This is a genomic window from Streptomyces sp. ME19-01-6, from assembly GCF_033793745.1.
Taxonomy (GTDB): Bacteria; Actinomycetota; Actinomycetes; order Streptomycetales; family Streptomycetaceae; genus Streptomyces.
The window spans coordinates 15,819-42,004 of record NZ_JARAXF010000022.1 but is presented as its reverse complement, the minus strand read 5'-3'; the positions used below and the strand labels follow the sequence as shown (position 1 = coordinate 42,004).

The following is a 26,186-nucleotide window of genomic DNA, read 5'->3' as shown; positions in this document are numbered from 1 at the left end:
CTCACCGCTGCTCCTCGCCACGGTGCGGGAACAGTCCGCTGGGGCGTCCGCGACCGTTCCAGTTGAGCAGGTTGAGCCGGCCGGCGAGCCCCGTTCCTGCACCGGCTCCGGCTCCGGCGGGTGCGGGCACCGGTGGGGCGTGGAAGTCGTCGGCGCCGGGGAAGCCGTCCGGCATCATGCCGGGCAGCCCGTCGCCGTCGAGGCTGCAGGTGTCGGTGGGGCCGTCGCCGCCCGAGCCGGCGGCGTAGCCGGTGGGGATGACGTACCGCTCCTCGTACTTGGCCAGGGCCAGCAGCCGGTACATGGCCTCGATGGCATCCTGGTCCATGCCGACCGCGCGGGCGATCGCGGGGTCCCGTTCCTCGCCGAGGTTGATCCGCCGCATATGGCTGCGCATGGCGGCGAGCCGGCACAGGGCCGCCTCGACCGGTTCCGGGTCGCCCGCGGTGAAGAGTTCGGCGAGGTAGGAGACGGGGATCCGCAGGGTGTCGATGGCGCCGAAGAGGTTGGCCGGTTCCTCGCCGTCGTGGCCGGTGGCGGTGAGCGCGTCCACGACCGGGGAGAGCGGGGGGATGTACCAGACCATGGGCATGGTGCGGTATTCGGGGTGCAGCGGCAGTGCCACCTTGTACTGGGTGATCAGCGCGTGGACCGGGGAGCGGCGGGCGGCCTCGATCCAGTCGTGCGGGATGCCGGACTCCTCGGCGGCGCGGGCCACGGCCGGGTCCTCGGGGTCGAGGAAGCAGCCGAGCTGCGCCTCGTACAGGTCCTTCTCGTCGGGGACGGCGGCGGCCTCGCCGACCTTGTCCGGGTCGTAGAGCAGTACGCCGAGGTAGCGCAGCCGGCCCACGCAGGTCTCGGAGCACACGGTGGGCTCTCCGGCCTCGATCCGCGGGTAGCAGAAGGTGCACTTCTCGGCCTTGCCGCTGCGGTGGTTGAAGTAGACCTTCTTGTACGGGCAGCCGCTGACGCACATCCGCCAGCCGCGGCAGCGGTCCTGGTCGACGAGGACGATGCCGTCCTCGATCCGCTTGTACATGGCTCCGGAGGGGCAGACGGCGACGCAGGAGGGGTTGAGGCAGTGTTCGCAGATGCGCGGCAGGTAGAACATGAACGCCTGCTCGTACTCCAGGCGGACCTTCTCGGTCATCTTGGCGAGGACGGGGTCGCCGGCGAGGTGCTCGGGGCCGCCGCCGAGGTCGTCGTCCCAGTTGGGGCCCCAGGTGACGGCCGTGGGCCGGCCGTCGATGAGGGAGCGGGGCGGGGCGGTGGGCAGGTCCTCGCCGAGGGGGGCGGTGGTGAGGTTGTCGTAGTCGTAGGTCCAGGGCTGGTAGTAGTCGTCGAGGGAGGGGAGTTCGGGGTTGGCGAACAGGCGGGCCAGGCGGCGGGCGCGGCCGCCGGTGCGCGGCACGAGCCGGCCGCCCTTCAGCTGCCAGCCGCCCTTCCACTTGTCCTGGTCCTCGTGGCCGCGGGGATAGCCCTGGCCGGGGCGGGTCTCGACATTGTTGAACCAGACGTACTCGGTGCCGGACCGGTTGGTCCAGGTCTGTTTGCAGGTGACCGAGCAGGTGTGGCAGCCGATGCACTTGTCGAGGTTCATGACCATGGCGACCTGGGCCATCACCCTGGGCCGGGGCGGCTGGCGGCGGGGCATGTCAGTACTCCACGTTCTGGGACCGGCGCCGGATGACGGTGATCGCGTCGCGCTGGTTGCCGGTCGGTCCGTAGTAGTTGGGGGCGAAGGAGAGCTGGGCGTAGCCGCCGATGAGGTGGGTGGGCTTGATGAGCAGCTTGGTGAGGGCGTTGTGGGCGCCGCCGCGGCCGCCGGTGGCCTCGGACTTGGGCACGTTCACCATGCGTTCCTGCACGTGGTACATGAACACGGTGCCTTCGGGCATGCGGTGGGAGACCACGGCCCGGGCGACGACGACGCCGTTGGCGTTGACCGCCTCGATCCAGTCGTTGTCGGCCACGTCGATGGCCTGGGCGTCGGGCACGCTGAGCCAGATGACGGGGCCACCGCGGGCCAGGGTCTGCATGATCAGGTTTTCCTGGTACTCGGAGTGGATGGACCACTTGGAGTGCGGGGTGACATAGCGGACGGTGACCGAGCGGCCGGTGTGGCCGGTGCCGGTGCCGCCGGTGCCGGGCGGCGGGGCCTCGCCGAGGGCGGCCATGTCCAGCGGGGGCCGGTAGACGGGCAGTTGCTCGCCGAGTTCGGCCATCCAGTCGTGGTCCAGGTAGAAGTGCTGGCGGCCGGTGAGGGTGTGCCAGGGCTTGCGGTGTTCGGTGTTGATGGTGAACGGCGCGTAGCGGCGGTCGGGGGCCTCCTTGCCGGACCATTCGAAGCTGGCGCCGACCTGCACCGGGCGGGTCTGGGTGTCGGAGAACACCACGCGGCGCTCGGCCACCGAGGCGCCCAGCTCGGTGAGGCCCGAGCCCGGGCCGCAGCGGTCTGCGAGCCGCCTGAACCCTTCGGCGGCGACGCGACCGTTGGTGGTGCCGGAGAGGGCGAGGATCGCCTCGCACATCTTGGTGTCGGTGTCCAGCAGCGGCCGCCCCTTCGCGGCGCCCCGCGCGGCGGTGCCGCAGCGGTCCGCCAGCCAGGCGGCCTCCGGCGTGGGGTCGACGCTGATGCCCTTGACCCGCAGCCCCTGCCGTTCGGCGAGGGGGCCGAAGGCGGCGAGCCGGTCGGCGACGGCGGTGTAGTCGCGCTCGACGAGGGCGAAGTCCGGCAGGTTCACGCCGGGCACGGCGCCCGTCACGGAGCCGGTCGTCGGCTCGCGCCAGTCCGGTACGGTGCCGCCGGGCTGGGCGGTTTCGCCGGGGGTGTCGTGCATCAGGGCACTGGCCACCAGGTCGTGGGCGACCTCCAGTCGGCCGGCGGCGAGTTCGCTCAGTTTGCGGGCGAGGCCGTGGAAGATCTCGAAGTCGGTGCGGGCCTGCCAGGGCGGGATGATCGCCGGGGTGAAGGCGTGGACGTAGGGGTGCATGTCGGTGCTGGACAGGTCGTGCTTCTCGTACCAGGTGGCGGCGGGCAGGACGAGGTCGGCGAAGAGCGTGGTGGAGGTCATCCGGAAGTCCAGCGCCATCAGCAGGTCGAGCTTTCCGCGCGGCGCCGTATCGCGCCAGGTCACCTCCGCCGGGCGGTTGCCGGGCGGGGCCTGTTCGGCGGTGGCGTTGTCGCGGGCGCCGAGCAGATGGCGCAGGAAGTACTCGTTCCCCTTGGCCGAGGAGCCGATGAGGTTGGCCCGCCAGACGGTCAGCACGCGCGGCCAGTTCTCCGGCGCGTCCGGGTCCTCGCAGGCGAAGTCCAGTCCGCCGGTGGCCAGTTGTCCGGCGACCCACTCCCCCGCCGGCTGCCCGCTCTCCTTCGCCCGGCGGCCCAGGTCGAGCGGGTTGGCGGAGAAGGTGGGGTACGAGGGCATCCAGCCGAGCCGCATGGACTGGGCGACCAGGTCCGCGGTGTGCCGGCCGGCGAACAGGCCGCGGCCGGTGGGGGACGCCAGCGCGTCGGCGCCGTACCGCTCGTAGCGCCACTGGTCGGTGTGCAGATACCAGTACGGGGTGCCGGCCATCTGCCGGGAGGGCCGTACCCAGTCGGCGGCGGTGGCCAGTTGCTGCCAGCCGGTGAAGGGCCGCACCTTCTCCTGGCCCACGTAGTGCGCCCAGCCTCCGCCGTTGACGCCCTGGCAGCCGGTGAGGAGCAGCAGGGTGAGGAAGGAGCGGTAGATGGTGTCGGAGTGGAACCAGTGGTTGGTGCCCGCCCCCATCACGATCATGCAGCGCCCGTTGCTCTTCTCGGCGGTGCCCGCGAACTCGCGTGCCGCGCGGATCACGGCGGCGGCCGGCACCGAGGTGATGGCCTCCTGCCAGGCGGGGGTGCCGGGCACCGAGGCGTCGTCGTAGCCGGTCGGCCACCCGCCGGCGAGGCCGGGGCGGCCCACCGCGTACTGGGCCATGAGCAGGTCGAAGACCGTGGTGACCAGCCGTCCGCCGAGCCGCCGCACGGGGACGGCGCGCCGGACGGTGGCGCCGGGCGTATCGAAGCGGGGCAGTTCGACCAGGGCGGTCTCGGCGCCGGTGGCCTCATGGAGGGTCAGCCGGGGGGTGATGCCGGCCAGGTCCAGGTTCCAGCGGCCCTCGCCGCTCTTGCTCCACCGGTCGCCCAGGGTGCCGCCCGGGACGACCGGGCGGTCGCTCTCCGTGTCGTAGAGCACCGGCATCCAGCGCCGGGCCGCCTCGTCGGCGTGGGCGGCCAGGCCCGGATCGGTCGCCTCCAGGTCGGCGGCGGTGAGGAACTTGCCGGGCACGCGGTCCCCGGACGGCTCCCGCCCCGGCCGTTCCACGAGCTCCACCAGGAAGGGCAGGTCGGTGAAGCGCCTGATGTAGTCGGTGAAGTAGGGGACCTCGCGCTCGGCGAAGAACTCCTTGAGGATGACGTGTCCCATCGCCATGGCGACCGCGCCGTCGGTGCCGGGGTGGGGGTGCAGCCACTCGTCGGCGAACTTGGTGGCGTCCGCGTAGTCCGGCGAGACCACCACCACCTTCTGCCCCCGGTAGCGGGCCTCGGCCATCCAGTGGGCGTCGGGGGTCCGGGTGACCGGGACGTTCGATCCCCACAGCATCAGATAGGCGGCGTCCCACCAGTCGCCCGACTCGGGGACGTCGGTCTGGTCGCCGAACACCTGGGGGGAGGCGATGGGCAGATCGGCGTACCAGTCGTAGAAGGAGATCATCGGCGCGCCGATCAGCGACATGAAGCGGGCGCCGACGGCGTGCGAGGCCATGGACATGGCGGGGATGGGGGAGAAGCCGGCGATCCGGTCCGGGCCGTAGGCCTTCAGGGTGTGCACATGGGCGGCCGCCGCGATCTCCAGCGCCTCGTCCCAGCCGATGCGGACCAGCCCGCCCTTGCCGCGGGCCGACTGGTAGCGGTGGCGCTTGTCGGGGTCGCCGGTGATCTCCGCCCAGGCGGCCACCGGGTCCCCCAGCCGCGCCTTGGCCTCCCGGTAGAGCTCGACCAGGACGCCGCGGGCGTGCGGGTAGCGCACCCGGGTGGGCGAGTAGGTGTACCAGGAGAAGGAGGCGCCGCGCGGGCAGCCCCGGGGCTCGTACTCCGGCCGGTCGGGGCCCACCGAGGGGTAGTCGGTCTGCTGCGTCTCCCAGGTGATCAGCCCGTCCTTGACGTACACCTTCCAGGAGCAGGAGCCGGTGCAGTTCACGCCGTGTGTGGAGCGCACCACCTTGTCGTGTGCCCAGCGCTCCCGGTAGGGGGAGTCCTCCACGGCCTGGTCGGTCCGGTACACGGCCCGCAGGTCCCGGGTGGTCGGGGTGCGCCTCAGGGACGCCCCGGCCCGCAGGAGGCGCTCGGTCACCGCTGACGCGGCTGCCTCGGCCTCCGATCGTGTTGTGCGACGCGCCACGGACCAACAACTCCTCTGGAAGGGGGGCGGGCCCCGTGCCGCTTCCCCCGGCAGCGGACGTGACCTCCTTGGGTTCGCGCCACAGCATCGCTCGCGTCTCAGCCACACCGTCTGACCGCATTCGGCCATTTAGCATCACCTGAAACTGTTTTTTCTTGCACTTTGCAATGCTTGCCTCAGGCGTATGACTTGCCCCTTGGGCAAAAGTTAACGGGAGTTGACGAGGCATCAAACCTGCCTGGCTGATCGGTCCGGCGCGGCCCTCCTCACCGCCCGCGCGGCGCCGGACGGCGGACCTTGCCGTCTCTTGACCTCTTTTTCTGGTTCTTCTGGCCGATTCCTCGACCGCACACCGCGCCGAGCGCGACCAACGCCCATGCCCCGGAGGCAGCCCAGGCCATCGCATGCCCCACGGCCACCAGGCGGCGCGGCCCCTCGACGCCGCCCAGAGCGGCCGTGGACACGGCGTACATGCCCAACGGGAAGACGATCGTCCACCACGTCGGCTCATAGGCCGCCGGCACCCGGCGCACCCCGTGCCGCCAGACCCCGGCGGCCAGCAGCACCGGCAGCAGAAAAGTGGCCCAGCCCCACATGACCAGGAGAAACTTCGCGACAACGCCCCCGTGGGGCGAGTCGTCGAGCCCCTGCGGGACGAGCCGGGCACCGGCCAGCAGGCTGATCGCGCAGGCGCCCATGGTGACCCAGTACGGCGGTGACAGCTCCCGCGGCCGTACGCCGAGGCGCACCAGCCGGCCCGCCACCGCCACGGCCACCACGGCGTACAGCGCCACTCCGAGGGCCCATCCGGCCGCCTTCGCCGCCAGGGCCCGGTGCGGTTCCAGCGCGGCGCCCGCCAGCACCAGGGACTGCAGGCCCACCACACACAGAAACCAGCTGCCGTCGACGTGCCGCAGCACACCCCCGGGCCCGAGTCCCCGCACCACCCGCGCCGCACACCACATCAGCGCCGGCCATACGGGCAGGGCCACGGCCAGCAGAATCGCCGCCACCGGCCGCCACGGACCGGCCGCCAGCCGGGTGGCGAGCACATCGGAGCCCGCGACGAAGGTGAAGAAGCCGAACACCTTCGCCGGGTCTCTCAGCTGCGCCGCCACCTCGTGCCGGTGCCTGGTCACGCGCCGCGCCCAGGCCGCCAGCAGCAGTCCGTACAGCGCCAGGGCCACCGCCAGCAGCCCGTCCGACATCCAACGCGCACCCGCCGCGCCGACCCCCTGCGAGACGATCCCGGTCGCCATCACCGGTGCGAAGCCGCCCGGCGGCAGCTCCCGGTCCATCCGCACACATTTCATCCACATCACGCCAGGAGGCTGCCACCGGCCCGGCCCGCCGACGCCGGGGCTCGGCCGGGCAGACCGTCGGCGAGGGTGTGTTCGGCCAAAGACATCCCATGATCTGGCCATGGCGTCTTGGTGATTGCTTGGCGCTATGCAGAGCTACGCGATACCCGGCGGGCCGCCGGGCCGCCCCGGGCACACCGGGCGGCCCGAACGGCTGTCGCGAACGGGGCCGCGAACAGGTGAACGCCCCCTCGGAAGGGGGCGTGACCCGATCTTCTACACCTCGCCCCCCGCGGCGGCCACCGCCTCCTGGGCCTCCTGGACCTGCTGGACGTGCAGCGCCCGGCGCAGGTCGTCGATCTGGTCGGCGAAGCGGCGGCGCAGCGCCGGGGACACGGACCCGTCGTCGGCGCTCAGGCACTCCTCCCCCAGCCGCAGGGTCGTCTCGTCCACCGTTGTCGGGAAGCACCAGCGGGCGACGGCGTCGGCGATGGCGGGGCCGCGGCGGGCGGCCAGGGCGACGGCGGCCGGGAAGTACGCGGGGACGTACTCGTTGAGGAGGGTGTGCTGCTCGGGCTGCCAGAAGCCCAGGGCCGTGGCGGTGACGAGGTAGTTGGACAGCTCGGGGCCGCCGTCGGCGTCGAAGAGCGCGGCCCAGGCGGCGCGCTTGGAGCTGGGCTCGGGGAGCGCGGCGCGGCAGCGGGCGGCGCCCTCCTGGCCGGTGGCGCTGGAGTCCCGGGCGAGTTCGGCGTCGATGTCGCCGGGGGTGACGGCGCCCAGGACGGCGAGGCGCCGGAGGATCTGCCAGCGCAGCTCGGGGTCGAGGGCCGGGCCGCCGGGGACGGTGTCGCCGTCGAGCCAGTCGCTCAGCTCGGCGGCCGAGGTGGCGCTGTCGACGAAGGTGCGCACGGCGGCGAGCCGCAGCCCGGGTCCCGAGCCGTCCTCGGTGCGGCGCAGCAGGTCGCGGCAGGTGGCGGTGATGGTGGCGAGGGCGGCGGCACGCCGGTGGGCGGGCAGGTAGCGGTCGGCGATCTGGGTGCGGGCGAAGGCGAGGACGCCCTGGACGACGGCTATGTCGGTCTCGTGCGGGAGGTGGGCGCGGGCGGCGTCGAGGTAGGCGCCGGGCGCCAGTTCGCCGTCGCGCACCATGTCGCGCGCGGCGTTCCATACGACGGCGCGGCTGAGGGCGTCGGGGAGGCCGGACAGGGAGCGCAGGGCGGTCTTCCAGGATCCGGGGTCGAGGCGGATCTTGGCGTAGGTGAGGTCGCTGTCGTTGAGGAGCAGCAGGTCGGGGCGGGGTCCGGTGAACGGGAGGGTCAGCGGGGAGCCGCCGTCGGTCAGCTCGGCCTCGACCCGGTCGCGCAGCACCAGCTTGTGCGGGGCGGCGGGCTCGTGGTCGTACAGGCCGATGGCGACGCGGTGCGGGCGGCTGGTGCCGCTGCCGCCGTCGCTCCCGGCGTGGCTTCCCTTGTAGTGGATCTCCGCGGTCCACTGGCCGCCGCTCGCGGTGACCACGGGCGTGAGGGTGTCCACGCCGGTGGTGCGCAGCCATCGGTCGGCCCAGGCGTGCACATCCCGGCCGGAGGCCTCGGCGAGGGAGTCGATGAAGTCGGCGAGGGTGGCGTTGGCGAAGCGGTGCCGGGCGAAGTGGGTGTTGATGCCGTCGAGGAAGTTCTTCTCGCCGAGCCAGGCGACGAGCTGGCGCAGCGCGGAGGCACCCTTGGCGTAGGAAATGCCGTCGAAGTTGAGGCGGGCGGCGGCGGTGTCGGGGACCTGCTCGGGCTCGGGGGCCACGGGGTGGGTGGAGGGGCGCTGGTCGGCGTCGTAGCCCCAGTTCTTGCGGCGGACGCCGAAGTCGGCCCAGGTGTCGGTGTAGCGGGTGGTCTCGGTGAGCGTCTGGTAGCCCATGTACTCGGCGAAGGACTCGTTGAGCCAGATGTCGTCCCACCACTCCATGGTGACCAGGTCGCCGAACCACATATGGGCCATCTCGTGGGCGATGACCATGGCGCGGGTCTGCCGTTCGGCGTCGGTGACGGCGGAGCGGTAGACGAATTCGTCGCGGAAGGTTACGAGGCCGGGGTTCTCCATGGCGCCGGAGTTGAACTCCGGGACGAACGCCTGGTCGTAGGAGTCGAAGGGGTACGGCTCGTCGAAGATCTCGTGGTAGCGGTCGAAGCAGCGGCGGGTGATGTCGAAGAGCTCGTCGGCGTCGGCGTCGAGATACTGCGCGAGGGAGCGGCGCACATGCAGGCCGAACGGCAGCCCGGCGTGCTCGGTGCGCACCGAGTGGTACGGACCGGCGGCCAGCGCCACCAGGTAGGTGCTGATGGGCGGGGTCGGCGCGAGCCGCCAGCGGCCCTCGTGCGGCTCACCGACGCGGGTGGCGATGCCGTTCCCGAGGACGGTCCACTCGGGCGGGGCGGTGACGTGCACCTCGAAGACGGCCTTGAGGTCGGGCTGGTCGAAGCCCACGAAGACGCCGCCCGCGTCGGACATACAGCACATGGTGTAGAGGTACGTCTCACCGTCGGCGGGGTCGGTGAAGCGGTGCATGCCCTCGCCGGTGCGGGAGTAGCTCATGTCCGTCTCGACGCGCAGCTCGTGCTCGCCCTCGGCGAGTCCGGTGAGCGGCAGCCGCCCGTCGGCGATCACGTCGTCGGCGTCGTCGAGGGGGAGCTCCTGGCCGTCGAGCACGACGCGGTGCAGGGCGGCCGGGCTGAGTTCGGCGAAGGTGTCCACGTCCGATTGGCGCGCGCTGAAGCGGATGGTGGTGGTGGAGCCGAAGATCTCGTCGCCACGGGTCAGGTCGAGGTCGAGGGTGTAGCGGTGGACCTCGATGAGGCGAGCTCGGGTCTGCGCTTCGTCGCGCGTCAGTACGGACATGGAGACATGCTGCCCTACTGCCTCTGGGCGTCACACGCACGGGAGGAGGTTCCCCGGAGCGGAGGGACTTTGTGCGGGTTTGGGGGTCGTGCGCCGGGGCTGCGGCTGGGCCCACCGGGGGCGTCAGGGCGCGGCCAGGCGTCGCTCCAGCGCGGGGCGGTGGGCCGTGGTCCAGGCGTGGGCGGCGCGTACGGTCGCGGACGCGCCGAGGTCGCGCAGCCGCGCCACGGCCGGGTCGCCGGCCGCCGCCTGTGCCTCGATGCCGCGCCGGCAGCGGTCCTGCCACCACAGGACCGTCTCGACGAGCCGGGCCCGGTCGGGGGCGGCGAGCCCGTACGCGTCGCGGACCACGGCCATGCGGCGGCCCGTCTCGTCCGGGCCCGGCCCGTCGGGGCCGGTGCCGCAGAACTGCCAGCAGGCGTGTGCCACGTCGTGGACGTGCCGGCCCGGGGCGGCGGTGTCCCAGTCGATGAAGGCGACCGGGGCCGGGCGGGGGCCGCGGTAGACCGTGTTCTTCGGGGACAGGTCGTTGTGGCACACCACCTCGGCGCCCTCGGCGAGCGGCGTCCCGGCGGTCAGGTCGTGGAACTCGCGCACCAGGCGTGCCATCGCGGCCAGGCTGTCGTCGTCGCCGATGGACGCCGGCTGGACCGGCTCCCACGCCACATGACCGTCGAGATACGAGAGCACCTCGCGGCCGTGTTCGTCGGTGCCGAGGTGGCGGGGCGCGCCGGGCCGGCCGCGCCGGGCGAAATGGGTGAGGAGGGCGCGTACGCAGCCGGCCCGCTCGGCCGGGCGGCGCCGGACCGTGTTCCCGACCCGGACGACCTCGGTGACGAACCCGCCGGGCAGCGGCTCCTCGTCGGCGGTCGTTGCTTCAGGCCCTCTCGTTCAGGCACCCACGGCTCAGGAGCGCGCGATCGTCTCGTGGTGGCGGATGACCTCCGCGATGATGAAGTTGAGGAGCTTCTCCGCGAAGGCCGGGTCGAGCTTGGCGCTCTCCGCGAGGTCACGGAGCCGCTTGATCTGGCGGGCCTCCCGGGCCGGGTCGGCCGGGGGGAGCTTGTGGGCGGCCTTGAGGTAGCCGACCTGCTGGGTGCACTTGAAGCGCTCGGCCAGCATGTGGACCACGGCCGCGTCGATGTTGTCGATGGAGTCGCGCAGCCGGATCAGCTCGGCGCGGACTGACTCGTCGATCTCGTCGTTGGTGCTCATGGTGGCGGTCCCGTCGGTCCCCTCGGTCTCGGTGTGCGTCATGACCAGTGACCCTATGCGGCCCGGCGGGCTCCGGTGACCAGTGGGTGGGCCGGGGCTCGGTCACGGAGACCGCCCTCGGCCCCTGTGGGGGGTTGGTGAGGGGCCGAAGGCGGTCGTTCCCCTTGGAGTGCTCTCCCCGGTCGAGCGCCTCCACCGTGAAGGAGTGGCTTATGGATTCGAGGGTTCCCTCTGTGCTCGGTTTTTCTGGGTGCGCCCCGGCCTATCGTCGGGGGCATGATTGCGAAGCTCCAGTGCACCGTCATCGACTGCCCCGACCCCGTCGCGCTGGCCGGTTTCTACGCCGAGATCCTGGGCTGGCGGGTGGACGCGGGCGATCCGGAGTGGGTGTGGCTCACCTCTGCGGAGGGCCGGCGGTTCGCCTTCCAGGCGGCCCCCGACCACAAGCCGCCGCGCTGGCCGGACCCGGACCATCCGCAACAGTTCCATCTGGACTTCGACGTGGACACGATCGAGGACGTGGAGCGCGCGCAGCGGGAGGTGATCGCTCTGGGCGCGACGTTCCTGCACGACAGCGGCGGCGAGCGGTCGGGGTTCCGGGTCTTCAGCGACCCCGCGGGGCATCCTTTCTGTCTCTGTTACGGACAGGGCTGAGCCGCGGCCGCGCGCAGCGCCGCTCCCGCGCCGGAGAGGAGCGGGTCGCCCGTGAACAGGACGCGGGAGGACGGCAGATGCAGGGCGACGCTGCCCGCCGTATGGCCGGGCACCTGCACGATCCGCCCTCCTGGCCCCTCGACCGGGACCGGGCGGGCCGGCGGGACCTGGGGGGGTGGGCCTCGAAGAGGGGCCTCTCCCAGTCGGCGAGTACGCCCCTGGCGAGTGAGCCGAAGGGGCGCGGCCGCCCGCGCCGGAGGCGCTGATGTGCGCCGTGAAAGGGAGAGCGCGCGGTGGCCCTGAGGCTGCGATCGATATGCGGCTCCGCCGCGCGAAGGGCCGAGCACGGTCGACCGTCGGCAGGGGCTGAGGCGCCCTGGCGGGGGCACCTCCCAGCGGGCCTCGGCCAGGCCGGCGGCCGCACCGTAGTGGTCGGCGTGGCCGTGGGTGATCAGGATCTCGCGCAGCTCGCCGAGTCCGCGCAGTGCGTCGAGGATCCGGCGCTCGTGGCCCGCCCAGCCGCAGTCGACGAGCGCGTAGCCGTCGGGGAGCCGTACGGCGTAGGCCTGTCCGACCGGGAAGCGCAGCATCCGGATGTCCGGGGTGATGTCTGTGATCTCCATGCCGCAGACGGTAGGGAGCGGGGCACGGCGTGCCGGGGCGTTTGTGCCCCTGGCGGACACGCCAGGGGCGAACGCGGGGGCCGGCGGGGAGCCGGCCCCGGTGCGGTGGGTCAGCCGCCGAGCTGGGTGGCGCCCGCCTTGATGTCCTTGGCGAAGGTGCTCACCTCGGTGTAGACACCGGGCTTGCCGGGGCGGGCGCAGCCGTCGCCCCAGCTGACGATGCCGACCTGGATCCACGCGCCGGAGTCGTCCTTGCGGAACATCGGGCCGCCGGAGTCGCCCTGGCAGGTGTCGATGCCGCCGGTGTCCATGAGGCCGGCGCAGATCTCCTCGCCGGCGACGAGGTCGCTGTACGCCCTCTTGCAGGTGGTGTCGTCGACGAACGGCACGGTGGCCTTGAGCAGGTAGCGCTGCTGGCCGCCGCCCTCGACGGCGGCGCCCCAGCCCGCGACGGTGAAGTCGCCCTTGTTGTAGGCGGTGGTCTCGGCGATCTTCAGGGTGGGCTGGTTGATGGGCTTGGCGAGCTTGATCAGGGCCCAGTCCTTGCCGGTGCCGTTGTAGCCCGGGGCCTGCAGGACCCGGGTGGACTTGACCTTGACGGCGCTGGAGCTCTGGAGGTCCACCACGCCGGCGGTGGCGGTGATGGAGGTGTTGGCGCCGCTGCCGGAGACGCAGTGGGCGGCGGTGAGCACGATGTCCTGGGTGTAGAGGGCGCCGCCACAACCCATGGACAGCCGCACCATGAAGGGGAATTCGCCCTGGGCGGCCCGGGTGCCGCCGACGACGGAGGGGCGGGGTTCGGCGCTCTTGGCCTGGGCCACGGAGGGGCGGGGCTCGGCGCTCTTGGCTTGGGCCAGGGAGGTGCCGGGCATCAGACTGAACGCGGCGAGAGCGACAGCTCCGACGGCGGCCGATCTCTTGACGGGCTTCCGGAGATTCCGCAACGGAGTTCCTTTCGTGGGGGGTTGGGCTGCTTGCCAGGCTCATGCCAAGCAGCGTTGCGATTATCTGGATGAGCCGATCGGCGTGACAAGGGTCGGTTTCCAGCCACACCGACCGGATCGGCCTGCGCCATGGCCGGGTCCGGCGCCCGTAAGGTGGAGACAGGGGACACGGCGGACAACGGGTACGGGGTGACGGCGTGGCGGCACCTGGCAGCGACATCGAGCACGGCTTCCCGCACCTGGACACCGTCCGGGCGGCGCTCACCGCGCTCTACAAGCGCCTGTCGTACGAAGGGGTGCGGACCTACGAGCTCAGCGTGGCCCCGGGCGATGTGGCCTTCTGCGACCAGGACGACCTCTACCTCGGCGTCCAGCGCGTCGCCCGGGTCATGGTGCGGCAGCTGCGCCTCCCCGACGCGCGCATGATCGTGAGCTTCCGCGAGATGCGGCACGCGGGGAACATCGAGCTGGCCGCGGGACCGGAGTACTTCATCGAGCTCAACTCCCGCTTCAAGACCCACCGCCGGGACATCGGCGCGGCCCTCGCCCACGAGGTCACCCATGTGTATCTGCACCGGCTCGACCTGGCGTTCCCCGGCACCCGCGCCAACGAGATCCTCACCGACACCACCGCCGCCTACCTCGGCGCGGGCTGGCTGCTGCTCGACGCGTACCGCCAGGACTCCGTCTCCAGCCAGAAGCTCGGCTATCTGACCCCGGAGGAGTTCGGGTACGTCCTGGCCAAGCGGGCGCTGGCGTTCGGCGAGGACCCCGCCATCTGGTTCACCAGCCCGCAGGCGTACGAGGCGTACGCCAAGGGCCTGGACGTGGCGCGGCGCGACGAGCAGCAGCCGCCGCTGGCCGCGTGCGGCTGGGCGGGCCGCCGCCGGTATGCGCGGGACCGCCGGTTCGCGCAGGTCGATCCCGAGGCGCCGCCGCCGGCCGGCCCGGCCGGTTACGCCTTCGAAAGCGGCTCCCCGCTGCGCGTCTCCTTCCCCTGCCCGACCTGCCGGCAGCGCATCCGGGTCCCGGTGAGCGGCAGGATGCGGGCCCGCTGCGGGCTGTGCCGCACGGTGCTGGAGTGCGACACCTGAACCGTCCATGCCGCGCCGCGCGTCCGACGTCGTAGGCTCGGCCGCATGAGCCCCTCCATCGCCACCAACACCCGGGTGGGCCGCGACGAACTGCTGGAGTTCGTCAGGCCGCGCCACCGCGCCATCCTGTTGACCCGCCGCGCCGACGGCTCGCCCCAGGCCTCGCCGCTGACGTGCGGCGTCGACGACGCGGGGCGCGTCGTCGTGTCGACCTACCCCGAGCGCGCCAAGGTCCGCAACGCGCGGCGCGACCCGGCCGTCAGCGTCCTCGTGCTCTCCGACGAGTGGAACGGGCCGTGGGTGCAGATCGACGGCACCGCCGAGGTGATCGACACCCCCGAGTCCGTGGAGCCGCTGGTCGAGTACTACCGCAACATCGCGGGCGAGCACCCGGACTGGGACGAGTACCGGGCCGCCATGGTCAAGCAGGGCAAGTCGCTGATCCGGATCACGCCCGAGCGCTGGGGCCCGATCGCCACCGGCGGCTTCCCCGCCCGCCTGGCCGAGGACGAAGGGTAGGGATGCCGACCCGGGCGCGGCAGGGCCCGTCTTCGAAAGGGGCGCCCTGCCGCGCCCGGGTCAGCAGGCGCCGGGGCGGGTGTACAGGACGACCACCATTCCCTGGACCTCCCGCTCCGCGCACCGGCGGAAGTGCCGGTCGAGCACCTCGCGCTTCACCCGCTCCTGCGGGGTGCCGGCCGGCGGCTTGCCGGGCGGGTCGGTCACCGCGGCGATCCGCTGGGCGGCCAGCATCCGGGCGCGGATGCGGGGCGCGGGCAGCTCGATGCCGTGCAGGGTGCCGGAGGGCACCGCGTGCCGGGCCAGGGCCAGCTCCTTGAGGCCGCGGAACTCCCCCGGGCTCGACATGATGGGCTCGCGCCGCCGCGCGGGCATGAACAGCACCCCGTCCCCGGGCCGGGTCAGCTCCCGCACGGCGCGCGCCGCGGCCATCGGGTCGTCCAGGCGGCTCTGCGGCGTCCGCAGATGGATGGAGTAGGGCAGCAGGGCGGCCACCGCGACGGCGGCCAGCGCGACGGCCGCGGCCCTCGGGTAGGGGGTGGCGCGCAGCGCGGCCTCCAGCGCCGCGCCCGCCAGCAGGGCGAATCCGGCGTAGGAGTAGAGGACATACCGGTCGACGTAGATCGGGTGGACGAAGGAGACCGCCAGCAGCGTGGCCCCCGGCAGGACCAGCAGGGGCAGCGCGAGCGCGCGCAGCGGGACCGGACCGGCCACGGCCGACGGGACCGTGGCGCAGCCGAGCCCCACCAGAGCCGGTACCGCGAAGCCCAGCAGTTCGGGCGGGCCCGGAGAGCCTATCCACCCCACCAGGGCCGCCTGCTGCTGGCTGACTATCGCCAGTGGCGCCAGGACCACGGCCGCGGCGGACGCCGCCCGGGCCCAGGCCCAGCGGACCGGCACGGGGACCCGGGTCAGGAGCAGCGTGAGGCCGTGCGCCAGCACCGCCAGGACCGCGAACTCGTGCAGCAGACAGGTCGCCGACGCGGCAGCGGCGTACCCGGCCCAAGTCCGCTTGCGGGGATGGGCGACGGCCGAGAGCAGCAGGTGGGTGCACCATACGACCGCGGCGCAGACCAGGGCGTACGAGCGCCCTTCCTGCGCGTACCGCTGCACCGCCGGGGCGAGCGAGAAGACGACCCCCGCGGCCAGCCCGGCCCGGGGCCCCGCGAGCCGGAGCCCGAGCAGCGCCACTCCGGCGGCCGCCGCCGCCATGGCCAGCGTCGAGGGGAGCCGCAGGGCGAGCAGCCCGCCGTCCCAGAGGGCGAAGACGCCGTGCATGAGCAGGTAGTACAGGCCGTGGGCGACATCGGCGGCGCCGAGCAGATGCCAGATCTCGGCGACGCTGCGGTGCGCGACCTGATACGTCGTCGACTCGTCGCGCCACATGCTGTTCTCGCGGCGGATCCCCCACAGGCCGAGCGCCAGCGTCAGCCCGGCCGGGACGAGCGCGACGGCGGCGCGCCGCCCGGGGCGGCGGGGTACCGGAGGCGCGGGTGCGGGGCGGGTGTCCGGGGCGGCCCGGGGGGCGTCGAGGGCGGGCGAAACGGCCATGGGAAAGGGACTCCGATCGGAGCGGAGAGTTCGGAGCGGGAAGTGCGGAGCAGAACGGGAAGTCGGTAAGCGGAACATGAGGGGGCGCCGGCGGGCGCGCCCGCCGGTCAGTCCCGTCTGCGCCGGATCCGCCACAGGCAGAAGGCGGCGAGCGCGGCGGCCGCGGCCAGGCAGATCCCGGCCTCGATCCACTGCAGCGGCCAGTACTGGCCCACCGGGTGGTATTCGGCGAACCTTCCGACCACGCCGTGCCGGGCCGCGCAGGGTCCTTCGCGGCCGACCGGGCACGCGTCGAGGACGCGGCCCCACTCCTGGTCGGAGAGCTTGTCGCCGGAGCCGGTGAGGAACCCGTCCCGCACCATCCAGCCGTCGCCGGGCACCGGCGCCTTGATACCGATGGGGTCCGCCGCGGGGCTCGCGGGGTCGGCCACCCGCGCGGTCCCGGTCCGGACCGGCATCAGACGGGCCAGCCGCGGCAGCAGGTGTCCCAGGCCCCACTGCCCGGCTGCGACGACGGCCAGGGTGGCCGCCATGGCGACCAGGGTGCGCCTGAGCAGTAGCCCGGCCGTCACGCCGACCGTCAGCGCGAGCAGCGAGAGGGCGACGAAGACGGGCCCGGTGGAGTGGAAGGGCACCGCTTCGTACCACACGTAGTTCTCGGCCAGGCCGTAGGTGCGCGCCTTGGCGAGTTCGGGGAGGGCGGGTGACCACCACCGGGCGAAGACGGCGGAGAGAGCCCCGGTGCCTGCGGCGGTGGCCGAAGCGGCCAGGCCGAGCTTGACCGCCAGCAGGCGGGACCGGCTCACCGACTGGGTCCACAACAGCTTGTGGGTGCCGGCCTCCGCGTCGCGTGCGACCAGCGGCGCGCCCAGGAACACGCCGATGAGGGCCGGTACGACGACGAGCAGCCCGGCGGTGTCCTCCAGGGCCGTCCCGTACCGCCGCAGGAACGGGGCCGGTCCCTGGTGCGCGGGGTCGCCGACGACGTCGCACGTCTGTGTCGGATCGCATGCGCTGAGGGGATGGGCTTCGATGTACGCGGCCATATCGGCGCGCCACCACAGGATGTACCCGGCGGCTACGACCAGCAGCGCCGCGCCCGCCCAGATGACGGCGCGCTGCTGACGCCACGCAGGCCAGAGCGGGCCGCGCGGGCCAAGGCGGCCGGCGGTGGACCGCCGGCCGACGCTCGGGCCCCCGGGCTTGGGCCGGCCCGTGCTCACGATGCTCACGCCGTCTCCCTCAGGGTGGGCCGGCGCCGGATCCACCACACGCAGAACGCGGCGAGCGCGGCGGCCGTGGCCAGGCAGATCCCGGTCTGGATCCCCTGCATGGGCCAGTAGTGGCTCGCCGGATGCAGTTCCTCGTACTGTCTCGTGGTGGCGCCGAGCCGGGCGAGGCAGCGGTTCCAGGCGTCCTCACCGACCGCGGACGAGCAGCGGTTTGAGGGGACTTTCTCCCCGGCGGGGGTCAGATTGCCTTCGCCCATGCCGCGCCACGAGGTGTAGAAGACCTGGGCGGGGGTGCCCCCGTAGTCGCCGGTGGCGTCGGAGACGATGGTCCGCGGGGTCATCAGGTGGGGGCGCAGGGCGTCGAGTCCGTACTGGACGCCGGCGGTGATGCCCAAGGTGGCCGCCATGGCGGGCAGGATGCGCCGCAGCAGCAGTCCGGCCGCCGCGCCGAGGAGGAAGGACAGCGGGGCGAGGGCGACCGCCGCCGGGCCGGTCGCGTCGAAGGGCACGGCGGTGCCCCAGGAGATGTCCGAGAACTGGGTACGGGCCGCCCGCCACCACCAGGTGTAGAGGACCGCGAGGACCGTGGTGCCGGCCAGGACGGCGGCGAGGGGAAGCGCGAGCTTGGCGAGGAGCCAGCGGGTCCTGCTGACGGACTGGGTCCACACCACCTGGTGGGTGCCCGTCTCCAGCTCCCGGGCGAACAGCGGCGCGCCCACGAAGACGCCGATCAGCGCGGGCAGCGCGATGAGCAGCCGTCCCGTGTTGAGCAGCGGCGTCCGGTAGACGTCCCGGAGGTGGAAGAACGCGTCGGTGACCGGCTCGGTTGCGCCGCGGAGGGCCGTCCGCCTGCCGTGGCAGGACGTCTGCCAGTCGGCGCAGCCCTCGATGCCGTGCGTGCGCATATAGCCGACCATCTGGGCGCGCTGCCACACGATGTACACGGCGACCGCCGCGACCAGGGCCAGGCCCGCCCAGAGCGCCGCCCGGTGCTGCCGCCACACCAGCCAGACCAGTCCTCGTGTGCGCGGCCGCTCACCGGGCCCGGCGAGCCTGACAGCGGCCGTGCTCACGCGCCTTCCCCTCGCTCAGTCTCGGCGCGCTCCCACGCGCGGGCTTCCCTCGTCACTGCTCGCTCCTCCGTGGCGGGCGGGCGCGCGCCGGCCGTGATCAGCGGCGGGGCGTCGGGCGCGCGCAGATAGCCGAGCAGGACCTCCTCCAGGGAGGGTTCCCTGACGATCCAGCCTTCCTCGGTCGGTACGGCTGACGGGCGTATCAGCGCGGTGAGCTGACGGCCCGTCGTCCGGGTCTCGACCACGGTGTGGCGGGCGACCTCGTCCGGTGTTCCGTCTGTTCCGTCGTCGGTGCCGCGCGGGCCGGTGATCAGGCGGTGGGCGGCCTGGACGGCGTCGGTCTCGCCCGCCAGGCGGAGCCGGCCGCCGCCGATCAGCAGCAGGAAGTCGCAGACGCCGTCGAGTTCGGCGAGCACATGCGTGGAGATGACCACGCTGGTGCCGTGCTCGGCGGCCTCCGCCATCAGGGCGCCCATCATCCGGTGCCGCCGCAGCGGGTCCTGATCGGCCATCGGCTCGTCGAGCAGCAGCAGGTCGGCGCGTTTGCCGAGGGCGAGGGCCAGGGCCACACAGGTGCGCTGGCCGCCGGAGAGGGAGCCGACCCGGGCGGTCAGCGGTACCTCCGCCTCGGCCACGACGCGCTCGGCGGCGGACTGGTCCCAGCCGGGGTTGAGTTCGCGGCCCAGGCGCAGGGTCTCGGCGACGGTGAAGCGCGGGTAGAGCGGCTTGTCCTGGGCGACGAAGGCGATGCGCCGCCGTGCCTCGGGGGACCGCGGATCGGCGCCGAAGACCCGTACGGTCCCGGTGGTCGGCGCGAGCAGGTCGGCGGCCAGGGACAGCAGGGTGCTCTTGCCCGAACCGTTGGGGCCGACCAGGGCGCAGATGCGCCCGGCGGGCAACCGGAAGGTGAGGTCCCGCAGGGCCCAGCCGCGCCGGTGCTTCCTGCCCAGCCCGGTGGCCTGCAGGGCGGTGGAGGGTTCGTGTCGGTCGGTCACCCGTGCTCCCTGTTCGGGGCTGTGCTCTCGCTGGTGTCGGCTTGGGGGGCGGTCGGGCCGTCGGGGAAGCGCTCGTCGAGGACCGAGGCGATCAGCGCCGCGACGTCCTCGCGCTCGAGCCCCTCGGCGCGCGCCCGGTCCGCCCAGGCGGCCAGCTCGGCGCGCAGCGGAGAGTCGGCGGCCGCGCCGGGCCGGGCCAGGGAGCGCCGTACGAAGGTGCCGAGGCCGGGCCGCGGCTCGACCAGGCCCTCCCGCTCCAGTTCGCGGTAGGCCTTCAGGACGGTGTTGGGGTTGATCGCGGTGGCCGCGACGACCTCCTTGGCCGTGGGCAGCCGGTCCCCCGGCTGGAGCAGGCCCAGGCGCAGCGCCTGCTTGGTCTGCTGGACGATCTGCAGATAGGTGGCGATGCCGCTGCGGCGGTCGATGCGGTATTCCACCACCCCCGCACCACCCTTTCACTAATCAGTTAGTGGAATGATGGTGTGACGATCCCCGGGCATTGTCAAGGCAGGCTGGCGGCAATAGCTACAAAAAAGGGTATGAAAAGGGCGCGGAAACCACGCGGCGCCTGCCCCCGGTCAGGGATGGGGGCAGGCGCCGTGCGGCCGGTCCGTACGCCGTTGTACGGGCGGAGTCCAGGAAGTGCCTGGAGGTGTGGAAGGGGTCAGACGGTCAGCGCGCGGTCGGTCGGGCGGATCGGGGCGGGCAGGGCGCTGGTCCCCGCCAGATAGCGGTCCACGCCGCGGGCGGCCGAGCGGCCCTCGGCGATGGCCCAGACGATCAGCGACTGGCCGCGGCCCGCGTCGCCGGCCACGAAGACGCCGTCGACGTTGGTGGCGAAGTCCGCGTCGCGGGCGATGTTGCCGCGCGCGTCCAGCTCCAGGCCGAACTGCTGGACCAGGCCGTTCTCCTGGTCGGTGCCGGTGAAGCCCATGGCCAGGGTGACCAGCTGGGCCGGGATCTTCCGCTCCGTGCCCGGCTTCTGCTCCAGCTTGCCGTCCTTGAACTCCACCTCGATCAGGTGGAGCCACTGCACATTGCCGTCCTCATCGCCCTCGAAGTGGGTGGTGGAGACGGAGTAGACCCGCTCGCCGCCCTCCTCGTGCGCCGAGGTGACCTTGTAGAGCATCGGGAAGGTCGGCCAGGGCTGGCCCGCGGCGCGCTCGTCGCCCGGCCGGGGCATGATCTCCAGCTGGGTGACCGAGGCGGCGCCCTGGCGGTGGGCGGTGCCGACGCAGTCGGCGCCGGTGTCGCCGCCGCCGATCACCACGACGTGCTTGCCCTCGGCGCTGATCGGGGCGGTGACGTAGTCGCCCTCCTGCACCTTGTTGGCCAGCGGCAGAAACTCCATGGCCTGGTAGACGCCCCCCAGCTCGCGCCCGGGCACCGGCAGGTCACGGGCGGTGGTGGCGCCGGCCGCGATGACCACCGCGTCGTACCGCTTGCGCAGCTTGGCGGCGTCCATGTCGCGGCCGATCTCCACGCCGGTGCGGAACTTGGTGCCCTCCGCGCGCATCTGCTCGATCCGGCGGTTGATGTGGCGCTTTTCCATCTTGAACTCGGGGATGCCGTAGCGCAGCAGCCCGCCGATGCGGTCGGCGCGCTCGTACACCGCGACCGTGTGGCCGGCCCGGGTCAGCTGCTGGGCGGCGGCCAGCCCGGCCGGCCCGGAGCCGATGACGGCGACGGTCTTGCCGGACAGCCGCTCAGGCGGCTGCGGGGTGACGTCGCCGGTCTCCCAGGCCTTGTCGATGATGGTGACCTCGACGTTCTTAATGGTCACCGCGGGCTGGTTGATGCCCAGCACACACGCGGCCTCGCACGGGGCGGGGCACAGCCGCCCGGTGAACTCCGGGAAGTTGTTGGTCGCGTGCAGCCGCTCGCTGGCCTCCCGCCAGTCCTCGCGGTAGGCGTAGTCGTTCCACTCGGGGATCAGGTTTCCGAGCGGACAGCCGTTGTGACAGAACGGGATGCCGCAGTCCATGCAGCGGCCGGCCTGCTTGCTGATGATCGGGAGCAGCGAGCCGGGGACGTAGACCTCGTTCCAGTCCTGGACGCGCTCGGCCACCGGGCGGGTCTTGGCGACCTCGCGGTCCGTGCTCAGAAAGCCCTTGGGATCAGCCATTGGTCGCCGCCTCCATCATCTTCTCGGTGGTCTCGGACTCGGAGAGCCCGGCTCGCTCGGCGGCGTCCTTGGCGGCGAGCACTGCCTTGTACGTGGTGGGGATGATCTTGCTGAAGCGGGCCAGGGCCGCCTCCCAGTCGGCGAGCAGCGTGCCCGCGACGGTGGAGCCGGTCTCCTCGTGGTGGCGGCGCACCACATCGTGCAGCCACCGCTGGTCGGCCTCATCGAGCGCCTCGATCGCGTCGATGTTGCCGACGTTGACGTTGTCCCGGTCCAGGTCGACGACGTAGGCGATGCCACCGGACATACCCGCCGCGAAGTTGCGGCCGGTCGGACCGAGCACCACGGCCCGGCCGCCGGTCATGTACTCACAGCCGTGATCGCCCACGCCCTCGGAGACGACGGTCGCGCCCGAGTTACGGACGCAGAACCGCTCGCCGACGCTGCCGCGCAGGAACATCTCGCCGCCGGTGGCGCCGTACGCGAGGGTGTTGCCCGCGATGGTGGAGTACTCGGTGAGGTGGTCGGCGCCCCGGTCCGGCCGGACGATCACCCGGCCGCCGGACAGGCCCTTGCCGACGTAGTCGTTGCCGTCGCCCTCCAGCCGCAGGGTGACGCCGTGCGGCAGGAAGGCGCCGAAGGACTGGCCGGCCGAGCCGGTGAAGGTGATGTCGATGGCGTCCTCGGGCAGGCCCGCGCCGCCGAACTTCTTCGTCACCTCGTGGCCGAGCATGGTGCCCACGGTGCGGTTGATGTTGCGGATGGTGACCTGGGCGCGGACCGGCTGGGCCGCCTCGGCGCTCTCCGCGTTCAGCGCGTCGGCCGCGAGCTTGATCAGCTCGTTGTCCAGCGCCTTCTCCAGGCCGTGGTCCTGGCCCACCACCTGGTGGCGTACCGCGCCCTCGGGCAGGTCCGGGACGTGCAGCAGCGGGGCGAGGTCCAGACCCTGCGCCTTCCAGTGCGCCACGGCCCGGGCGGTGTCCAGCAGCTCGGCGTGGCCGACGGCCTCGTCCAGGCTGCGGAAGCCCAGCTCGGCCAGGAGCTCGCGGACCTCCTCGGCGATGAACTCGAAGAAGTTCACCACGAACTCCGGCTTGCCGCTGAACCGCTCGCGCAGCACCGGGTTCTGGGTGGCGATGCCGACCGGGCAGGTGTCCAGGTGGCAGACGCGCATCATCACACAGCCGGAGACCACCAGCGGGGCGGTCGCGAAGCCGAACTCCTCGGCGCCGAGCAGCGCGGCGATCACGACGTCGCGGCCGGTCTTCAGCTGGCCGTCGGTCTGCACCACGATGCGGTCGCGCAGGCCGTTGAGCAGCAGCGTCTGCTGGGTCTCGGCCAGGCCGAGCTCCCAGGGGCCGCCCGCGTGCTTGAGCGAGGTGAGCGGCGAGGCGCCGGTGCCGCCGTCGTGGCCGGAGATCAGCACCACATCGGCGTGCGCCTTGCTGACGCCCGCGGCCACGGTGCCGACGCCGACCTCGGAGACCAGCTTGACGTGAATGCGCGCCTTCGGGTTGGCGTTCTTCAGGTCGTGGATCAGCTGGGCGAGGTCCTCGATGGAGTAGATGTCGTGGTGCGGCGGCGGGGAGATCAGGCCGACACCCGGGGTGGAGTGCCGGGTCTTGGCGACCCAGGGGTAGACCTTGTGGCCGGGCAGCTGGCCGCCCTCACCGGGCTTGGCGCCCTGCGCCATCTTGATCTGGATGTCGTCGGCGTTGACCAGGTACTCGCTGGTGACGCCGAAGCGGCCGGAGGCGACCTGCTTGATCGCGGAGCGGCGCGCCGGGTCGTACAGGCGCTCCGGGTCCTCGCCGCCCTCGCCGGTGTTGGACTTGGCGCCCAGCTGGTTCATGGCGATCGCCAGGGTCTCGTGCGCCTCCATGGAGATGGAGCCGTACGACATGGCGCCGGTGGAGAAGCGCTTGACGATCTCAGCCGCGGACTCGACCTCCTCGATCGGGATCGAGGGCCGGTCGCTCTTGAAGGCGAACAGACCGCGCAGCGTCATCAGCCGCTGGGACTGCTCGTTCACCCGCTCGGTGTACTTCTTGAAGATGTCGTAGCGGCGGGAGCGCGTGGAGTGCTGCAGCCGGAAGACCGTCTCGGGGTCGAAGAGGTGCGGCTCGCCCTCGCGGCGCCACTGGTACTCGCCGCCGATCTCCAGCGCCCGGTGGGCGGAGGGGATGCCGGAGACGGGGTACGCCTTGACGTGCCGGGCGGCGACCTCCTGGGCGACGACGTCCAGGCCCGCGCCGCCGATCTTGGTGGCGGTGCCGTGGAAGTAGCTGTCCACGAAGGACTCGTCCAGGCCGACGGCCTCGAAGACCTGCGCGCCGCGGTAGGAGGCCACGGTCGAGATGCCCATCTTGGACATCACCTTCAGCACACCCTTGCCGAGCGCCTTGATCAGGTTGCGGATCGCGGTCTCGGCCTCGACGCCCGGCAGGAACGTCCCGGCGCGGACCAGGTCCTCGACCGACTCCATCGCCAGGTACGGGTTGACGGCCGCGGCTCCGTAGCCGATGAGCAGCGCGACATGGTGCACCTCGCGGACGTCGCCCGCCTCGACCAGCAGGCCCACCTGGGTGCGCTGCTTGGTGCCGATGAGGTGGTGGTGGACGGCGGAGGTGAGCAGCAGGGAGGGGATCGGGGCGTGCTCGGCGTCCGAGTGGCGGTCGGAGAGCACGATCAGCCGGGCGCCGTCCTCGATGGCGGCGTCGGCCTCGGCGCAGATCTCCGCCAGGCGCGCGGCCAGCGCCTCGCCGCCCCCGCCGACCCGGTACAGGCCCGAGAGGGTCGCGGCCTTCAGGCCCGCCATGTCGCCGTCGGCGTTGATGTGGATGAGCTTGGCCAGCTCATCGTTGTCGATCACCGGGAAGGGCAGGGTGACGCTGCGACAGGAGGCCGGGGTCGGCTCCAGCAGATTGCCCTGCGGACCCAGCGAGGAGATCAGCGAGGTGACCAGCTCCTCGCGGATGGCGTCCAGCGGCGGGTTGGTGACCTGTGCGAAGAGCTGGGTGAAGTAGTCGAACAGCAGCCGCGGCCGCTCGGAGAGGGCGGCGATCGGGGAGTCGGTGCCCATCGAGCCGATCGGCTCGGCGCCGGTCTTGGCCATGGGGGCCAGGAGGACGCGCAGCTCCTCCTCGGTGTAGCCGAAGGTCTGCTGGCGGCGGGTGACCGAGGCGTGGGTGTGCACGATGTGCTCACGCTCGGGGAGGTCGGCCAGGTCGATCAGGCCGGCCTCCAGCCAGTCGCCGTACGGCTGCTCGGCGGCGAGCTCGGCCTTGATCTCGTCGTCCTCGATGATGCGGTGCTCGGCGGTGTCGACCAGGAACATCCGGCCCGGCTGCAGCCGTCCCTTGCGCACCACCTTGGCCGGGTCGATGTCCAGGACGCCGACCTCGGAGGCCAGCACGACCAGGCCGTCGTCGGTGACCCAGTAGCGCCCGGGCCGCAGACCGTTGCGGTCGAGGACCGCGCCGACCTGGGTGCCGTCGGTGAAGGTGACGCAGGCCGGGCCGTCCCAGGGCTCCATCAGCGTGGAGTGGTACTGGTAGAAGGCGCGCCGCGCCGGGTCCATGGAGGGGTGGTTCTCCCACGCCTCGGGGACCATCATCAGCACGCTGTGCGGCAGCGAGCGGCCGCCGAGGTGGAGCAGTTCCAGGACCTCGTCGAAGGTGGCGGAGTCGGAGGCGTCGGGGGTGCAGATCGGGAAGATCCGCTCCAGGGCCTTGTCTCCGAACAGGTCGCTGACCAGCTGCGATTCCCGGGCGCGCATCCAGTTGCGGTTGCCCTTGACCGTGTTGATCTCGCCGTTGTGGGCGACGAAGCGGTACGGGTGGGCCAGCGGCCAGCTCGGGAAGGTGTTGGTGGAGAACCGCGAGTGGACCAGCGCGATGGCGGTGGCGAAGCGGCGGTCGGACAGGTCGGGGAAGAACGGCTCGAGCTGTCCGGTGGTCAGCATTCCCTTGTAGACCAGGGTGCGCGAGGACAGCGACGGGAAGTAGACCCCGGCCTCCCGCTCGGCACGCTTGCGCAGCACAAACGCCTTGCGGTCCAGGGCCAGCCCGCTGCTGGCGCCGTCGGCGACGAAGAGCTGGGAGAAGGCGGGCATGGTGGCGCGCGCACCGTTGCCCAGCAGTTCGGGGGCGACCGGCACCTCGCGCCAGCCGAGGACGGTCAGGCCCTCCTCGGCGGCGATCCGCTCGATGTGGTCGACGGCTGCGGCGCCGTCGGCCTCCCCATCCGGGAGGAACGCGATGCCCACGGCGTACGAGCCGGCCTCCGGAAGCTCGAAGCCGCTGACGCTCGTGCGCAGAAAGGCGTCCGGGACCTGGATTAGAACGCCGGCGCCGTCCCCGGAGTCGGGCTCGGAACCAGTGGCCCCGCGGTGTTCGAGGTTCCTCAGGACGGTGAGAGCCTGCTCCACGAGCTCATGGCTGGCCTCGCCGGTAAGGGTCGCCACGAAGCCGACACCACAGGCGTCGTGCTCATCGCGCGGGTCGTACATTCCCTGTCGGGCGGGGTGGGACGCGGAACGCATCGGCT

General features: G+C 72.5%; 18 protein-coding genes. 3 read left to right on the top strand and 15 right to left on the bottom strand.

The window, feature by feature from the left end; translation table 11 throughout:
• Position 1: 1 nt before the first annotated feature.
• From narH to PV419_RS36080, 6 genes are all read right to left on the bottom strand, one after another.
• Positions 2–1,654, bottom strand: coding sequence for a nitrate reductase subunit beta (gene narH / locus PV419_RS36105; protein ID WP_319696209.1), 1,653 nt, complete (start codon positions 1,652–1,654; stop codon positions 2–4).
• A 1-nt stretch (position 1,655) separates the two neighbouring features.
• Positions 1,656–5,426, bottom strand: coding sequence for a nitrate reductase subunit alpha (locus tag PV419_RS36100; protein ID WP_415925452.1), 3,771 nt, complete (start codon positions 5,424–5,426; stop codon positions 1,656–1,658).
• A 266-nt stretch (positions 5,427–5,692) separates the two neighbouring features.
• The gene (locus tag PV419_RS36095) at positions 5,693–6,745 is read right to left on the bottom strand and encodes a tellurite resistance/C4-dicarboxylate transporter family protein (RefSeq protein ID WP_319696379.1); all 1,053 of its coding nucleotides are present in this window, start codon (positions 6,743–6,745) and stop codon (positions 5,693–5,695) included.
• Positions 6,746–7,003: 258 nt separating this feature from the next.
• The gene (pepN, locus tag PV419_RS36090; RefSeq protein WP_319696207.1) at positions 7,004–9,613 is read right to left on the bottom strand and encodes an aminopeptidase N; all 2,610 of its coding nucleotides are present in this window, start codon (positions 9,611–9,613) and stop codon (positions 7,004–7,006) included.
• 123 nt (positions 9,614–9,736) lie between these two features.
• The gene (locus PV419_RS36085) at positions 9,737–10,303 is read right to left on the bottom strand and encodes a phosphotransferase (RefSeq protein ID WP_319696206.1); all 567 of its coding nucleotides are present in this window, start codon (positions 10,301–10,303) and stop codon (positions 9,737–9,739) included.
• A gap of 216 nt (positions 10,304–10,519) precedes the next feature.
• Positions 10,520–10,828, bottom strand: a complete 309-nt coding sequence (locus tag PV419_RS36080) for a chorismate mutase (RefSeq protein ID WP_319696377.1) — start codon at positions 10,826–10,828, stop codon at positions 10,520–10,522.
• Positions 10,829–11,104: 276 nt separating this feature from the next.
• On the opposite strand from PV419_RS36080, the gene PV419_RS36075 reads away from it, so the two are divergent.
• Entirely contained in the window at positions 11,105–11,482 is a 378-nt protein-coding gene (locus PV419_RS36075) for a VOC family protein (RefSeq protein WP_319696204.1), read from the top strand.
• On the opposite strand, the gene PV419_RS36070 is transcribed toward PV419_RS36075, so the two are convergent.
• Together PV419_RS36070 and PV419_RS36065 are read right to left on the bottom strand one after the other, a co-directional pair.
• Entirely contained in the window at positions 11,467–12,105 is a 639-nt protein-coding gene (locus tag PV419_RS36070) for an MBL fold metallo-hydrolase (RefSeq protein WP_319696202.1), read from the bottom strand. The two genes, PV419_RS36075 and PV419_RS36070, sit on opposite strands and share 16 nt — an antisense overlap.
• A gap of 110 nt (positions 12,106–12,215) precedes the next feature.
• On the bottom strand, positions 12,216–13,049 hold the full coding sequence (locus PV419_RS36065) for a serine protease (RefSeq protein ID WP_319696201.1): 834 nt from the start codon (positions 13,047–13,049) through the stop codon (positions 12,216–12,218).
• A 197-nt stretch (positions 13,050–13,246) separates the two neighbouring features.
• On the opposite strand from PV419_RS36065, the gene PV419_RS36060 reads away from it, so the two are divergent.
• Positions 13,247–14,143, top strand: a complete 897-nt coding sequence (locus tag PV419_RS36060) for a hypothetical protein (protein ID WP_319696199.1) — start codon at positions 13,247–13,249, stop codon at positions 14,141–14,143.
• A 45-nt stretch (positions 14,144–14,188) separates the two neighbouring features.
• Positions 14,189–14,662: a PPOX class F420-dependent oxidoreductase gene (locus PV419_RS36055; protein WP_319696197.1), complete on the top strand. Its 474-nt coding sequence runs from the start codon at positions 14,189–14,191 to the stop codon at positions 14,660–14,662.
• Positions 14,663–14,722: 60 nt separating this feature from the next.
• Here the strand turns inward: PV419_RS36055 and PV419_RS36050 are convergent, their stop codons facing one another.
• The 7 genes from PV419_RS36050 to gltB all read right to left on the bottom strand — a co-directional run bounded on the left by PV419_RS36050 (position 14,723) and on the right by gltB (position 26,181).
• Positions 14,723–16,213 (bottom strand): glycosyltransferase family 39 protein, encoded by a 1,491-nt coding sequence (locus PV419_RS36050; RefSeq protein WP_319696195.1) that lies wholly within the window; start codon positions 16,211–16,213, stop codon positions 14,723–14,725.
• Positions 16,214–16,320: 107 nt separating this feature from the next.
• On the bottom strand, positions 16,321–17,445 hold the full coding sequence (locus PV419_RS36045) for a hypothetical protein (protein ID WP_319696193.1): 1,125 nt from the start codon (positions 17,443–17,445) through the stop codon (positions 16,321–16,323).
• Positions 17,442–18,518 (bottom strand): translation initiation factor IF-2, encoded by a 1,077-nt coding sequence (locus PV419_RS36040; protein ID WP_319696192.1) that lies wholly within the window; start codon positions 18,516–18,518, stop codon positions 17,442–17,444. Before PV419_RS36040 ends, PV419_RS36045 begins: the two co-directional genes overlap by 4 nt.
• Positions 18,515–19,513 carry an ABC transporter ATP-binding protein gene (locus tag PV419_RS36035; protein WP_319696190.1) on the bottom strand — a complete coding sequence of 333 codons (999 nt, stop codon included), beginning with the start codon at positions 19,511–19,513 and terminating at the stop codon, positions 18,515–18,517. Before PV419_RS36035 ends, PV419_RS36040 begins: the two co-directional genes overlap by 4 nt.
• Positions 19,510–19,953, bottom strand: coding sequence for a GntR family transcriptional regulator (locus PV419_RS36030; protein WP_319696188.1), 444 nt, complete (start codon positions 19,951–19,953; stop codon positions 19,510–19,512). Before PV419_RS36030 ends, PV419_RS36035 begins: the two co-directional genes overlap by 4 nt.
• A 224-nt stretch (positions 19,954–20,177) precedes the next feature.
• The gene (locus PV419_RS36025) at positions 20,178–21,638 is read right to left on the bottom strand and encodes a glutamate synthase subunit beta (RefSeq protein WP_319696186.1); all 1,461 of its coding nucleotides are present in this window, start codon (positions 21,636–21,638) and stop codon (positions 20,178–20,180) included.
• On the bottom strand, positions 21,631–26,181 hold the full coding sequence (gene gltB, locus PV419_RS36020; protein ID WP_319696185.1) for a glutamate synthase large subunit: 4,551 nt from the start codon (positions 26,179–26,181) through the stop codon (positions 21,631–21,633). The genes PV419_RS36025 and gltB overlap by 8 nt, the downstream gene beginning before the upstream one ends.
• Positions 26,182–26,186 lie beyond the last annotated feature (5 nt).

What these genes read in the sequence shown, in the direction of transcription:
- narH (WP_319696209.1), bottom strand. Translation starts at nt 1,654, where the DNA reads ATGCCCCGCCGCCAGCCGCCCCGGCCCAGGGTGATGGCCCAGGTCGCC.
- PV419_RS36095 (WP_319696379.1), bottom strand. Translation starts at nt 6,745, where the DNA reads ATGTGGATGAAATGTGTGCGGATGGACCGGGAGCTGCCGCCGGGCGGC.
- pepN (WP_319696207.1), bottom strand. Translation starts at nt 9,613, where the DNA reads ATGTCCGTACTGACGCGCGACGAAGCGCAGACCCGAGCTCGCCTCATC.
- PV419_RS36080 (WP_319696377.1), bottom strand. Translation starts at nt 10,828, where the DNA reads ATGAGCACCAACGACGAGATCGACGAGTCAGTCCGCGCCGAGCTGATC.
- PV419_RS36075 (WP_319696204.1), top strand. Translation starts at nt 11,105, where the DNA reads ATGATTGCGAAGCTCCAGTGCACCGTCATCGACTGCCCCGACCCCGTC.
- PV419_RS36070 (WP_319696202.1), bottom strand. Translation starts at nt 12,105, where the DNA reads ATGGAGATCACAGACATCACCCCGGACATCCGGATGCTGCGCTTCCCG.
- PV419_RS36055 (WP_319696197.1), top strand. Translation starts at nt 14,189, where the DNA reads ATGAGCCCCTCCATCGCCACCAACACCCGGGTGGGCCGCGACGAACTG.
- PV419_RS36050 (WP_319696195.1), bottom strand. Translation starts at nt 16,213, where the DNA reads ATGGCCGTTTCGCCCGCCCTCGACGCCCCCCGGGCCGCCCCGGACACC.
- PV419_RS36025 (WP_319696186.1), bottom strand. Translation starts at nt 21,638, where the DNA reads ATGGCTGATCCCAAGGGCTTTCTGAGCACGGACCGCGAGGTCGCCAAG.
- gltB (WP_319696185.1), bottom strand. Translation starts at nt 26,181, where the DNA reads ATGCGTTCCGCGTCCCACCCCGCCCGACAGGGAATGTACGACCCGCGC.